11 protein-coding genes are annotated in these 14,121 nt (G+C 65.4%); 1 reads left to right on the top strand and 10 read right to left on the bottom strand.

Features of this window, described 5'->3' with window-relative positions; genetic code table 11:
* Positions 1-109: 109 nt before the first annotated feature.
* The 8 genes from OG874_RS02215 to OG874_RS02180 form a co-directional block, all read right to left on the bottom strand.
* Positions 110-1,264 (bottom strand): aKG-HExxH-type peptide beta-hydroxylase, encoded by a 1,155-nt coding sequence (locus tag OG874_RS02215; RefSeq protein ID WP_330253447.1) that lies wholly within the window; start codon positions 1,262-1,264, stop codon positions 110-112.
* Positions 1,251-3,644: an FxsB family cyclophane-forming radical SAM/SPASM peptide maturase gene (locus OG874_RS02210; RefSeq protein WP_330253446.1), complete on the bottom strand. Its 2,394-nt coding sequence runs from the start codon at positions 3,642-3,644 to the stop codon at positions 1,251-1,253. Before OG874_RS02210 ends, OG874_RS02215 begins: the two co-directional genes overlap by 14 nt.
* A gap of 62 nt (positions 3,645-3,706) precedes the next feature.
* Positions 3,707-3,859, bottom strand: coding sequence for a hypothetical protein (locus tag OG874_RS02205; protein WP_330253445.1), 153 nt, complete (start codon positions 3,857-3,859; stop codon positions 3,707-3,709).
* Between the two features lie 223 nt (positions 3,860-4,082).
* The gene (locus OG874_RS02200; protein ID WP_330253444.1) at positions 4,083-4,943 is read right to left on the bottom strand and encodes an LLM class F420-dependent oxidoreductase; all 861 of its coding nucleotides are present in this window, start codon (positions 4,941-4,943) and stop codon (positions 4,083-4,085) included.
* 87 nt (positions 4,944-5,030) lie between these two features.
* Entirely contained in the window at positions 5,031-6,281 is a 1,251-nt protein-coding gene (locus tag OG874_RS02195; RefSeq protein ID WP_330253443.1) for a cytochrome P450, read from the bottom strand.
* Positions 6,282-6,414: 133 nt separating this feature from the next.
* Entirely contained in the window at positions 6,415-8,052 is a 1,638-nt protein-coding gene (locus OG874_RS02190; RefSeq protein ID WP_330253442.1) for a tetratricopeptide repeat protein, read from the bottom strand.
* Positions 8,049-9,878: a hypothetical protein gene (locus OG874_RS02185; protein WP_330253441.1), complete on the bottom strand. Its 1,830-nt coding sequence runs from the start codon at positions 9,876-9,878 to the stop codon at positions 8,049-8,051. The genes OG874_RS02190 and OG874_RS02185 overlap by 4 nt, the downstream gene beginning before the upstream one ends.
* A complete protein-coding gene (locus tag OG874_RS02180) occupies positions 9,875-11,164 on the bottom strand; it encodes an ABC transporter substrate-binding protein (RefSeq protein ID WP_330253440.1) in 1,290 nt (429 codons plus the stop codon). Before OG874_RS02180 ends, OG874_RS02185 begins: the two co-directional genes overlap by 4 nt.
* A gap of 115 nt (positions 11,165-11,279) precedes the next feature.
* Between OG874_RS02180 and OG874_RS02175 the strand changes: the two genes are divergently transcribed.
* A complete protein-coding gene (locus OG874_RS02175; protein WP_330253439.1) occupies positions 11,280-12,824 on the top strand; it encodes an AMP-binding protein in 1,545 nt (514 codons plus the stop codon).
* 90 nt (positions 12,825-12,914) lie between these two features.
* Here the strand turns inward: OG874_RS02175 and OG874_RS02170 are convergent, their stop codons facing one another.
* Both OG874_RS02170 and OG874_RS02165 read right to left on the bottom strand, forming a co-directional pair.
* Complete coding sequence (locus OG874_RS02170; protein ID WP_330253438.1) at positions 12,915-13,265, bottom strand: HPF/RaiA family ribosome-associated protein; 351 nt, start codon at positions 13,263-13,265, stop codon at positions 12,915-12,917.
* A gap of 103 nt (positions 13,266-13,368) precedes the next feature.
* A complete protein-coding gene (locus tag OG874_RS02165; protein WP_330253437.1) occupies positions 13,369-14,091 on the bottom strand; it encodes a DUF998 domain-containing protein in 723 nt (240 codons plus the stop codon).
* Between the last annotated feature and the right edge of the window lie 30 nt (positions 14,092-14,121).

Raw genomic sequence — 14,121 nt, 5'->3', positions numbered from 1 at the left:
GGACCCCCGACCGCCGACAGACTGGTCAGACGATCACTATGCGCTGGTGGCGGCATCCGCGCGAGACCATCCCGCATGATGATCATCGGTGGTTCAGATTCGCCTGACGCTAGACAGTAATCCTGCTTCGCATTGCCTCGACAATGGTGTCCCCCAGGGCGGTGAGCGATCCGGCGTCCGCCAGTAGCGCAATACCTTCGGCGGTGAGCATACGGACTTCGGCGAAGCGACGCTCGGCGACCTCGGCTGCCGCTCCGGTCGTCACGGTGCGCTGGACTCGCCAGAAGTCGGTGATGGCGAGGTGAGCGTAGGTGCTGTGCAGCAGGCCTTCGATCGGGCGCGGATGCGAAAAACATGGCGGGTGGTAACGCGGTTCGATATCGGCACGGTCGTAGAGTTCAAAGGCGTCCATCATTGCACCCAGCTTGACGTGCTGGAATTCGTGCACCAGCAGTTCGGCGAGTGGTTCCGGATCCAGGTGCCGGGCGGCGATGCCCACGGCGCCGAACGCCAGTCTGGCCGAGGCGCTCCGGTTCGTCGGGCCCTCCGGTCGCAGTGGCAATATCGTCCGCAGACCGGCACGCAAGCCGGGCATATACGCGGGCAGATGCTCTTCGATGAATCCGACAGCGCCCACGAAAGCCTGCTGCCACCGCTCGGCCTCGACATCACTCAACCTCCCGGTCGGGTGAATTTCGCTCCCGAGATAAGGCAGCGCCCGATAGGGATCGGTGTCCTCCAGCGTGACCGTCAGATCGCCATAGGTCAGCTTGCGCACCGGCTCGGCCAGTACGACGTCCCCGTCGCCGGTATCGATCCATCCCCGCTCCGCAGCCCCCAACGCGCCGAACATCGGCAAAGGCGCCACACCGTCGCGCGCGGGCACCGGCATTCGCAGCTTCGCGCCTGCCAGCAGCGCGGCGCTCGCCGCAACCGCCTCCAAGTGGTAGACATCCGCGGCGACGAACTCAGCGCGACTGATGTTTTCGAGCAGTGCGGTCGCCCACACCCGAGTGTAGGGGTGAGCGAGCACCGCCGCGACCGCGTCCGGTGCCGATGCGTCCAAGCCCACCAGCACATCCCATGCGGCGGCGAAGCGCGCATCGTCGTGCGGGCCGAATCTGCCTACCGCCGCCAACAATTCACGTTGCACCGAGGCCTGCGCCTGCACCAGCCAACGCACCGTCACCACATCGCCGAAACCCGCTGCCAGCTGGGCGAATTGATCCTCTGACAGACTGTGTACGGACTCAATCGACGGCACGGCTCACCTGCATGCGCTCGTCGAAGGTGGCGCGGTGCGTTTCGGCGGCGCGCACCGCAGCACTTTCCGCGGCGGGGTCGACCGATTCGGCGAGCCACGGCCGCACGGTCGCACTCATGCCCGTGACGAACCGCTCCCCCAGCGCAGTCAATGATCCGGACGCCTGGAGTTGACGAATCGCTTCCGCGGTCATCATCCGCCACCGCACGAACTCCCGCTCCGATTCCTGGCGCTGTGCCCCCTCGGCGCGCGTGCGATGCACCCGCCAGAAATCGGTCACGCCGATATGGGCGTAGGTGCCTTGCAACAACCCCTCGATCGGACGTGGATCCGGTCGCCACGGTGCGTAATACCGCAGCGCTGTATCGGAGCGGTCGAACAATTCGAACATGTCGAGGATGGCACCCATCTTCACGTGTTGGAATTCGTGGATCAGCGGCAGCGCGGCCGATACCAGCGCCCGTCGCAGCCCGATGCCGACCGCGCCGAAAGCCAGTCGCATAGAGGCGCTTCGGTCGTAGTTCTCATCCGGCTCCATCGGCATGACCGCGCGCAAGCCGGCGCGCAGCCCTGGCGCGTAAACGGTGAGATGTTCGTCGATGAAGTCGATCCCCTCGGCGAAAGCGAGCTGCCACCGATGCGCTTCGGCGTCGCCGAGCCGATCGGCCGCATAGCTGTGGCCGATGCGGTAGGGGTCGGTGTCCTCCAGTGGGACGTTCAGGTCGGTCGCCGTCAGCCGACGCAATGGATGTATCAGATCCAGCTCCTCGACCGAGCCGGTATCGATCCAGACCTGTTCGTCCCCAATGGCTTTCAGTGCCCCGAAGGTGGGCAGCGGCGCAACGCCCGCACGCACCGGCACCGGTAACCGCAAATCCTTACTCGCGTGCAGCGCCGCACTCGCGGCGACCGCTTGCAAGTGGTGGACATCCTCGGCCACCATCTCACCCTTGCTCACCCCCTCCAGCAGTGTGGTGGCCCATACCCGGGTGTAGGGATGCGCCAGCACCGTGGCCACTGCGTCGGGCGCGGATGCGTCCAGGGAGACGAGCACATCCCAAGCGGCGGTGAATCTTTCGTCGTCCTGTGGACCGAATCGGCCGACGGCAGACAATAATTCGCGCTGCAGCGAAGACTGGGCCTGTGCCAGCCAACTCACCGTGGCGGCATCACCGAAACCGGCTGCCAGTTGGTCGAATTCGTCATCGGACAAGCTGTGCAACTCAGCGATGGTGTCATGTGCGGAGGTCTGCGCGCCGCCTCTTCCTGCCGCGGCTTCCGACTCGGCCACATGATCGATCATCTCCTTCAAATCGGAGCAGTAGACAGAGGGATTGTCGAATCCGGTGCCCGGTCGGTATCGGTGCGGATAGAACCCACCACCGCAGACCTGAACCACGTCACAGGACCGGCAGGTGGCGCTGACGCCGTCGATACCGTCGCGACGCACGGTGATTCCGGGGAGCACGGCAGCCTCGTCGAAGCAGTTGTCCCACACGTTCAGTCCGGTCGCCGCCGCACCTTCGAAGGCGGTCTTGAGCGAATCGACCTGCTCGAGCGTGCCATCGGTTTCGATCACCAGCAGATCCACCGGATCGAGTCCGATGGCCTCGGCGGTGCTCGGACGGCCGTACATGGCCGCCACCACCGATTCGAAGGTACGCAGCGGTACCGGTCGACCGTCAGCATTCCATGCGTCGAACATGGCGATGAGCCATTGCGCGTACTCGCCGCCACCCCGCTGCGGCTGGTTCGGGTCGCGCGGTATCCGCAATCCCGGTGGCTGATGTTCCCAATTCGAATGCGGCAGTAGCAGATCCATGCGCGGCGGCTGCTGCTCCAGCAACCCGCGATAGACGGCGATCGGATCGTTGGCGATATCCACCGTGCACAGCAGGCCGGAATACAGTGCGCGATACTGCGGCTTGCGCAACAGGTCGAGGCTCGCGATCACCTGGTCATAACTGCTGCGTCCGTTGCGGTACAGCCGATGCCGGTCGTTGGCGGCGCGGTCGCCGTCCAGCGAAACACCTACCCGCACATTGTATTCGGCGAACATGTCGAGGTAAGCCGCGCTGAGCAGGATCGCGTTGGTATGGATATGCAGATTCAGGCGGGCCACCGGGGCGATGGCCGCGTGCAGAGCGGCCAGGAATTCCCTGGTGCGGTCCACACCGAGCAGCAGCGGTTCGCCGCCGTGCAGCACGATGGCGACCTCCGGCAGCGCATGCGCCGACGCATGTTCGGCGATGCGGAACGCAATCCGGGTGGCCGTCTCCGGAGCCAGCCCCATCGGGCGACCACGCCAGGATTGGTCGACGTGCTCATACATATAGCAGTGATTGCACGCCAAATCGCACCGGCTATGCACCTTGATCACAAACTGACGAAAAGGAAGCGGTTTACGGTTCACGGGATAGCCGGTACGCCGAGATATTCGGATCAGATGAGAGCGGAACTGAACGAGATACCGGTGGTCGAGGAGTTGGCCAGGTTCGCAAGCAGATCGGTCAGGCTCTGACCCGAAAGCTGCCCGAGCGGAGCGCCCCGCAGGTTGGGGACAGCGGACACAACAGTGCGATTGGACGATTTCATGATTAGTCCTCCTAACGAGCGAAACCCTTTGACGCTCTTGGTAAATGCTACGCGCGAGGCCCCACACTTCTTTCCCAAGTTTGGGGAATCGGTCCGAGCGGAACGCCGCGTACTCGGTCTCGGGCGGTGGAATTCGGCGAAACCGCAGCCAGCATGAACTTCGTTGCAGTTCAGATGAATTCGACCGAATCGATCCGCCAATCGCGACCGGAACGCCGCAGGGTCACCTGACCGCGAGCACCAATTCGGCGAGCTTCTCGAAGTCCTCCACCACGAACGGACCCGGCCGCCCCAGCACGATGTGCTCGATCCCGACCTCGGCGAAACGGCCGAACGAATCGACTTGCTCCGCAACCGATTTATCCGGATAGAAGTACGCGACCATGGTCTTCTCGATCTCATCGTAGGGTCGGGCGACCGCCTCGCAGTGTCCTCGCAGGACAGCGAGTTTGGCGGCCACAATATCGACGGATGGGCCGAAGAGGTTGCAGGCGTCCGCATATTGCGCGACCAGTCTGAGCGTCTTGCGCTCACCCTGGCCGCCGATCATGATCGGCGGATGCGGGCGGGTCAGTGAGTTGGGTACGTTCAGCGGCCGCGTAAGCGTGTAATGCTTACCGTGGAACGGCTTTTCGGACCCTTCCCACATCTGCCGCGCGATCCGCAGGGTCTCCTCGAGTCGTTCGTACCGCTGCGATGTCGGCGGAAAGAACAGCCCGAGCCCCGCGGATTCATCGGCATTCCAGGCCGCACCGATACCGAGCCAGGCGCGGCCGCCGGAGAGCACATCGAGGGTCGTGACACTCTTGACCAGCAGCCCGGGATCCCGGTAGCTCACCGCAGTCACCAACGCGCCCAGCCGAATTCGCTCGGTCCGCCCAGCGATATACCCCAGCGCGGCGTAGGCCTCGAGCATGTCGTGCTCCGGCGGACCGTTCGACCCGATCTGGAACAGATGGTCCATGACGAACACCGAGTCGAGCCCGGCCTGATCGGCCGCACGCACGATCCGATCGACCCGCACTCCGATCCCATCCGGCGAATCCGGCCAGGTGAAGTCGGCAAGAGAAATACTCAATCGCATATGCCGAGCCTGGCACGGCCCCCACCCATCGGGGAGGCTCCGCCAGTCCTAGGACGCCGCGCCTACTCGGGAGCCTTCTGGCTGGGCTTACAGCTGAGGTAGGGGCGGGGAGGCCGGGAAGGTGATCGGCAGTGCGGTGAGGGCCCGGTGGAACGGGCCCGGCCGCCAGGTCAGGTCGTCGGGTGTGCAGGCAAGACGGATTTCGGGGAGTGCGTCGAGTAGTTGGTCGATGGCGTCCTGGGCGATCAGGTATGCCATCGAACTGGCCGGGCAGACGTGCGGTCCGGCGCCCCAGGACAAATGGGATCTGTTGCCCGCGTATTGATTCGCGGCAATCTGCGGATCGGCGTTGCAGGCGGCCATACTGATGACGACCGGCTGGTGCGCGGGCAACCACACGTTGTCGATGAGGATCGGCTGGCGCGGATAGCTGAGGCAGAAGTTGGCCATCGGCGGATCGTTGAACAACACCTCATCGAGCGCGTCGCGCGTCACGAGGCTACCGCCCAGCACACTGCCGCCGAACCGCTCGTCGGTGAGGATCAGCAGCAGCGTGTTCACGATCAGATTCTGTTGCGGTTCGATGCCGGCGCCGTACAACGTGCCCAACTGGTGCACCATCTCGGTATCGCTGAGCCCGGCCGGGTGCAGCAGCATCCGCGAGGTGATATCGTCGCCGGGCTCGACGCGCTTGAGCTGGATCAACTCCGCCATGGCGCCGATGAGCAGCTGGTTCCCGCGGTCCGCGTCGACGCCCTCGAAGATCGCGGCCATCCCCGTCGCGGCCTGCTGCGCGAGTTCGGCCGGACACCCGAGCATGGCGTTGAGCACCGCGAAGGCGAGCGGAAACGCGTACTGGCGCACCAGATCCGCCGATCCGTCCCCGCAGAACGAATTGATCAGCGGTATCGCGAGTTTCGCTATGGTGTCGTGCAGGCGGTACTGATCGACCTTGTCCAGACCCGCGGTATTGACCTGTCGATAGCGCGCATGCTCCTTGCCGGCATTGCGCAACGCGTTCGGCCGCCACTGCATCATCGGCAGCACCGGGCAGTCGTCGGGCACATCGCGCTGCCAGACCCGCGGATCCGCCGGAAAGTGATCCGGATCATTCATGATCTGCAACGCCGTGTAATACCCGATCACCAATGTCGCGGGCACGCCCGCCGCCAACTCCACCGGCACCAGCGCCCCGTATCGCTCCCGCATCGCCCGATACGCCGCGTGTGGATCCGCCGCGAACTCCGGCGAATACAACGAAACCCGCGGACCGTCCGTATCAATCGGCGAACTGAGCGGTGCGCGACCGGACCGGCCCTGCGCTGACGGAATCGTCATCGAAAAAACTCCAGGCATTCGAACAAATAAGCCCCGTGAGCCTAAGCACCCGGCCCACCCCGCGCATCCGGAACGCGAAAACCCCTGATCTGCAGATCATTTCCCCTCGTCAGAGGAAGGGAAGACGATATCGTCAGCGGCCAGTCCAGTGCGGTTCCGGGGCGGGCAGCGGCCAGTCGCCCACGGCACCGAGAGTGGAACCGGCCTGCCGGGCATAGTGTTGGGCATGCAGGGCATCCGGGTGGAGCCTGCTTGCCTCGGCGAGCCAGCCACCGGCCTGACGGAGCACTTCCGCGCGGGTCAGGGGTGGATCGGTACCGAGCAATAGGCCGCCGTATTCCGGGGCGACGACCACGGCCGAGCCGAGGTGCTGCAGGCAGCGGCCGGTGCCGAGGTCGTCATCGAGTTCGCGGTAGCCGGTGAGCGCCCGCTGCCAGTGCCGCAGGGCCCGACGGGGTTCGCCACGCGTCCACCAGAGGATGCCGAGCGTTTCGAATACGTGCGCGCGACCCGCCGGGTAACGGCCCGCGCGGGTGAGAGCTTCGGCGAGTTCCAGACGGTCCTGTGCAGCGTCGAGCCGGCCCTGATGCAGATGTACGACGGCCAGGTTGATCAACGCGCAGACCTCCCCCGCCACATCTGCTCGCGGCAGCAGCCACCAGGCGGCCTCCAGCTGATTCTCCGCATCGACCAGCACGAGCGGGCTCGGCGATGCGACGGCGAGTCGATCCAACGCGGTGTAGTGCGCCCAACGCGCGGACAGACTGGTCGACAAGCCGCGCGGACGATACTTCGGCGGCCGCCGTTGGAGTCTGCCCGCCCGCAACTCAGCCAGGTCGGCACGCAGCGGGAATTCATCCGGATCCGTCAGCCGACGGAGTGCATCGGCCACACCGGAGGTATTCTCCGACAGTCCTTTCCGGGCATACCAGACATCCAGGGCGTCGACGATACGGGCGAGCTCGTGTATCGCGGCGGCCGGTAGGCGCACCGAAGGCGCCGGGAAGAGCTTGCGCAGGTACGGTTCCTCCGCCTCGAACCACCGCCGTGCCCCCTTGGCGAAACGAACCGATTCCAACGCGATCGCCCAGCGGGTCGCGCGGTCGGCATAGTGGTGCAGTAGCGCTGGCAGCGCCGCCTGCCAGCGCGGACCGGTAACGACCTCGGCCAGCACCGGCAGCCGAGGCGTCTTGCGCAGGCAGTAGCGGTCGGCCCCGAGATATGCCACGATGCCCCGCACCGCGAGGTCCTCCAGCAGTAGCGCCGCGTTGCGCTGCTGCGGTGGCGAATCCGACGGCAGTCGCGTGGGCGCATCGAGAATCGCCGACAACACGGCCAGCAATGCGGCCGTTTCGAATTCGTGGACCGGCAGGTCCCGCAAGGCCGCCAGCGTGGGGTCGTGATCCAGAACCTCTTGCGGCGGATCGGGACAGTCTCTGGCACCGACGAATCGGACCGGTTCTCCCGGCTCGACCAGTTCCGCGATCAGCGCGAGTTCCCGTTCGGTGCGCAGTCTTTCGCGAAACTTCTCGACGCGCCGGTACACCACATACGTCCCAGCGGCCAGCACAACGACGACGGCCAGCCCACGCAGCAGACCACCGATCACCTTGACCGCACTGTTGTCGCCGAGCGAATTCACCACGATATTGCGGCCCAGTTCCAGTACCAGCGCCCACGCGACCACCTCCGCGGTGCCGAGCACGCCCTCCCAGATCGAGGATCGCGGTGTGGTCTGCGGTGCCGATTCGTGCCCGCGCGGCTGTGTCATCGCAATGCTCTTCCGGTCAGTCCCGGCACCAACCAGCGCCGCCACGTCGCGAGCAACAGCAGGACCGGCAGCACCGCCGACAGCAGCGATCCCGCCGCCAACCGCGCGGCATTCTCATTGAATTGCCGTGCCTCGCCCCACAACAGCAGCGACCACGGGCTCGCACCCGCGCCGTTCATCATCAGCCCGATGAAGAAGTCGTTCCACACCTGGATGAATTCCAGCACCGCCACCGCGACCACGGCCGGGCCCGCCGATTCCAGTAGCCGCCGCATGATGGTGCCCGGACTCGCCAGTCCGTGCAGTACGTCGGCAGCCGGACTATTCGGCGGGGCCAGCATCGCACCGCGCAGAATCAGGATCGCGATGGGCAATCCGGCGGCCGCGTGTACGAAGATCAACGGAATTCTGGTCCCGGACAGGCCGAACGCATCGATGAAAGCGTCGAGCGAACCCAGATAGCTCTGTGCGGGCAGCACCGATAAGACGACCAATGACACCACCGCGATCCGCGCCACCATTCGATCCGGGCGGATCGAGGCCAGTCGATGGGCAACCGGCAGCGCCGCGGCCACCACGACGATCGTGGCCAGGCCGGCGACCAGGAACGTTGTCTGCCAAGCATGTTGAAACACCTGGTCATGCCACATGCCGGTAATCGCGGATAGGCCGGATCCGGTAGGACTGTCCAGACAGACGGCGATCAGCACCAGGATCGGAATCAACGCGAACACCGACACCAGTGCGATACCCGTCGCGCGGACCGGACCGATCCGCGGCCTGGCGTGGTCTACCCGGGTCGGTATCGCCGACGCCGACCACCCGACCTGATGCCTGCGCACGCCGGTCTGCAGCAGCCAGGCCACGAAACCGACCAGCACCGCCAGCGGCAGGGCGTACGCGGCCGCCACACCGGCGCCGAGATCGGGATCGGGATCGGTGGCCAGCCGCCACCACTGCACTGTCGCGCTGTCGACCTGATATTGCATCGAGCCCGGCACCCCGATCAACACCACATCGAAGACCCTCGCCGCCGCGACGCCGACCACCAGGCCGAGGATCAGCAATACCGGACGCACGAGTTCCAGCAGCCGCGCCACCGGCAGCCGCTTCCGCTCGCCGTGCAGATAACCCGACCGCACCGGATCGGCCTCGATGGCGCGGATATCGGCGCGGAACAGTCCGGTGAGGAAGCCGAGCCAGGTCCACAGGAATGCCGAACCGAGCATCACCGCGTACCAAACCCGGTACCAGCCAACGGTATCGATGCCGAACCGGTCGGCGAGATTTTCGAAGATCAACCGGAAAGCGACGCCCGAGACAAATGCCGAGATGCCGAAGGGAATGATCAGCGGCGCCGAGAGCCAGCGCGCATTGCGCGACCACCACGCGATCACCAGCGCGGCGAGCAGCAGCGTCAATCCGAAGACAACCCAGAGCAGCGTGCGCAGGTACGCCCACACCCCGTCACCGGTCAGCGCGGCGCCGAGAAACCACAGTCCGAGTGCGGCGATCCCAGCGAATATCGACCGCAGCACGAGGCGGACGCGGCCGGGCCGCCGACGCCGGGAAATCAGCGTGAACGCGACGGCCGCACCGGCAACAACTGTGCAGGACACCGCGATTCGCGGACGCGTATGCACCGCGATCGCCAGCGTCCACACCGTCGGAGCCACCAGCAGCAGCACGATCAGCCCGACCGCGAGCAGACCCGCCCGGCCGAGCCAGCGGCGCGGGCGGCCACCGGGCACGAGCGGACCGCGCATCCGTCTGGTCGCGAGCTCGAGGCGCAGGCCATTGGCCCGGAAATCGGCGACACCCGTCATCGGCGGCCCCGCTCGAAGGTATCGAGTGCGGTGATCGCGGTATCGATCGCGCGCTCCGGATGTGCGTTCATCCCGTCACCGATCGTAGTGAGGAAGGCAGTCAGGATGCGCCACAGCCCATTTCGGGCGCCGACGGCCCCGAGCTGATCGGAGAGGTCGAAGGCACTCCACGAGGTCTGCGATCGCGCGATCGGCTCGATCAACGTCGAATACCGCGCGGAGGTCCGAAGATTCGGGCCGATGAAGCCGCCGTCGCCCTCGATCCAGGGCAGGGGCGCCTCGGGTGCGGCCAGCGCCGCGACCACCTCGTCGGCGCGCTGTTCGGCGTATTTGGTCACCACCACGACATCACCGCCGACAATTCGCGGGCGCTCCCCGCCGAGGCCGACGGTCGGGAACTGCGCGATACCGACCGCGTCCTCCTGCCGCCCGGCGGCCCGAAGACTCGCGCGCACAATGGGTTCGGCGAAATCGGGGGCGATCACCATGGCGGCGCGCCCGTGCTCGAACACATCCCGGATCGCGTCCGGAAACTGCCTGGTCAAGGCTACTGCGACACCACCTGCGAAGGCGTGCCGCTGTCCCCACAACCGCGCGAGATGTCCGAACGCGGCACGCACGGCCGGACGGTCCCAGGTTCGGTTGTCCTGCCCAACCGCCAAATCGTCGTAAGTGCGCGGTGATTCGGCGCGCAGCACATTCTCGAAGAAGTCGGTCAACACCCACCCGTCCCCGGCCGCGAGGGCGAGCAGCCGGATCGGCGTACCGGCGAGCACCTCCATCCGATCAATCCAATCAGGGATCGTCCAATTGGCCGGGTCGCCGAGGCGATAGCGCTCGATCGCCTGCCGGTCGTACCAGACCAGCGATTTATCCGCCGCTTTGAACGGCACCCCGTACGGTTTTCCCTTCTGGTGCAACAACTGTCGCCACGGCTCCGAATAGCGCAACCCGGCATCGTCGGTCCACAGCCCATCGGCGATCGGTCGCAGTCGATCGTCATCGACGAGATCACGGACCTGTCCCGCCTGCGGCAGCATGACGATATCCGGCGCCGATTTACCGCCCGCGGTGAACGCGGTCCCGACATCGTCGCCCATCGGAATCACATCCACCGATTCCGCAATGGCCAACCGCGCCAGCACCGCCCGAAATGCCGCCAACTCCGCACCGCTCCACGACACCCCGATCCGAACCCGCCCCGAATCCCCCCACAGCAATTGCGGCGCACAAGCAGCCAGCGGCAGAACCAACCCCGCTTGCAGCAGTGCTCTCCTGGTCCCCATGCTCCCCCGACAACCCTTCCTGGCAGTCCGGCCGATTATTCCACCAACCCCGCCCGAATGGGCCGAAACCCGTTGCCACCAGAACCCGATCGGCGCGCATGGCACACTGCCGACTATGAGCGACACCAGCGTGCCAACCATCACCTGCGGCACCCGTGTTCGGCTCCAATCGGATTCGCATCGGCGGGCCGGGCAACTCGCGGCCGCATTGGCAGGTGCCGGAGTCGGATCCGGCAGCCGGGTGGCCATCATGGCGCGCAACGACATCGAATTCCTCGAGGCCTCGCTCGCCACGGCGGCGTGCGGCGGCAATCCCGTTCCCATCAACACTCGCTGGCAGGCCCCAGAAGTCGCGCATGTGCTCGCCGACGCCAACGTCGGCATCGTCATCGCACACACCGAGTTCATCCCGGTAGTCGAGAAGGCCATCGAGTCGGCCGCGACGGATCCGATCGTGGTCGAGGTCGCTATGCCGGAAGAGCTGTTGCATGAGGCCGGTCTCGATCCTGGACTGGTAGCGGCAACGGGCCGCCATCCGCTGTTCGAGGACTGGATCGACGACCGATCTCAGCCCCTCGGACACATCGACGGCGCCATCGCCGATTCCATGGGCCTGGTCTACACCTCGGGCACCACGGGAAGGCCGAAAGGCGTTCTACGCCAACGTATGACACCACACCAGCTGCTGTCGATCGCCGGTGCCACGGCCCAACGAATGGGCTTGTCCTCGGGCGGCCAGATGCTGGTCACCGGTCCGCTGTATCACACCAGCCCGAACGCGGTCGCGACGCTCGCGCTGCGCATGGGCACCAACATCACGATCATGCCGCGGTGGAACGCCGAACGATTCCTGCACCACGTGCATGGACACCGCATCCAGCAGGCCAAGGTCGTACCCACCATGCTGTCCAGGCTGGTGTCCCTGCCACCGGAGATCCGGGCCCGCTACGACACCTCCAGCCTGACCCATCTCATCCACTCCGCAGCACCCTGCCCACCCGCGGTGAAGCGCGCCGCCATCGACTGGTTCGGCGATGCGCTCTGGGAGTTCTACGGCTGCAGCGAGGCCGGTGCGATCACCTGGATCAGCGCCGCCGAATGGACGAACCACCCCGGCAGCGTCGGGCTACCGGTTGACGGCTCGGCGGTCACCATCCTCGCCGAGGACGGCACAGCCCTGCCGCCGGGACAGATCGGTCGGGTATTCATCCGCGGCGCCGACTACTGGCCCCACTTCCGCTACCTCAACCACACAGCCGAGCCGAGCCCGGTCCAGGACATGATCACCGTCGGCGACCTCGGCTACCTCGACAATGACGGCTACCTCTATCTGACCGGCCGCATCAGCGACGTAATCATCAAGGGCGGTGTAAATATCTACCCCGCCGAAATCGAAGCCGCGATAGCCGCCATCCCCGGCGTAGAAGATGTCGCGGTATTCGGCATCCCCGACCCCACCGATCTCGGCGAAGCCGTAGCCGCCCACATCGTCGCTCGCCCCAGCGCACACCTCACCGACCAGAACATCCGCTCCGGCCTGAACGGCCAACTGGCCGACTACAAAATCCCAACCGTCATACGAATCGTCGCCCAGCTACCACGCGACGACTCGGGCAAGATCTACAAACACCAATTGCGCGCCCTTTACCCGACGCGATAGGCCGCCGACTTCGCCCCGCTCTTCTCGCCTCTGCGAGGGAACATCCGGGCCCGAATACCGAATAACCCGGTGCTGGCCTGCCGATCTGACTCAGTTCGTGTGCGGGTGCCTGATGGAGTCGCCACCCTTTGTCTCGTGCAGTCGGCCGAACCGGCTGGCGAGCAGACGTGCCATGCTCTCGGCCGCGCCCCGGCAGGCGTCATCGATCGTCGCCGCATTGTGGGTCACCGCGACCGGATGCTGACCGGTTGGACGAGCCTCCAGCACGCATCGCTTGTCGTCCGGTCCGCCTTTGCCCGCGTTCTGGTCACTGAGATGGGCTTCGACGCTGGTGATCTGGTCGCTGAAGTGCTCGAGCGTCGAAGCGATCTCCTCCTCGACGTGCCGGATCAGCTTTTCGCCGCTGTCGATGTTGCTGTCGGTATTGATCTGAATCTGCATGTGCGTATCCATTCCAGTAGGTGGCAACTGTTACTCGGACGGAGGCGGGATGTGTTCATAGTCGACTCCGCCGCCGTTACCTGCTCCGCCTTTACCGCGATACTCACCGTAATCCCCGATGATCATCGGACTGAGCGGTCTGAGTCGCCCAATTGCTACCGAAAGCGATGCCGCGGAGTTCCTGGTTGCCCAGCGGCGATCGCGTCCGGCGCGGTACTGCGTTCCAGAAGGGTTTGAGCATGATGGCGGCGCCGGTGATGGCCATCCAGGTCGGTAGCGGGTAGAAGACGAGTCGTTCGGCGATTCCGACCTGCAGGCCGATGGTCAGCAGAACTGTGCCGGTGAGTCCGGTCGATGCGCAGACCCCGGACCAGATCGCGGCGAGGCGGCGTTGTTTCCACAACCAGATCGACAGCAGGGTCAGCACGATGTGCCGCGACACCAACGCGGGCATCACCGCGAGCCCGTGCACGACGATTCCGTCGTTGGAGGGGAACACGCCGGTCGCGGCGGTGCTCAGGCCGATGATGACAGCCAGTGCGACGATCGACCACTGTCGGGGTCCGTGGGGAATGTAGTCGCGGAATCCGATGGCGCCGACGATTGTGAGCAGGCCGAGCACGACGAATGTCGCGTTCATCAGCAGATGCAGTGGTGAGCACAGATTTGGTGTGCAGGTGGTGATACCGAGATCGCTGATCGTGTCATGACGGAAGCTGTAGTCCGATTTCCAGGCGATAGCGGTCACGAATTCGACGACCAGATATGCGAACGCCAACGTCCACGCAATTGCCGCGATGGTGTGTCGCAGGTGTCGCGCCCCCATCCATGCGACCTCGTGTGTTCGAGATCGGTC

The sequence above is a fragment of the Nocardia sp. NBC_00565 genome, from assembly GCF_036345915.1.
Classification (GTDB): Bacteria; Actinomycetota; Actinomycetes; order Mycobacteriales; family Mycobacteriaceae; genus Nocardia.
The sequence above is the reverse complement of the archived record's forward strand: the minus strand, read 5'-3'. Positions and strand labels throughout refer to the sequence as shown.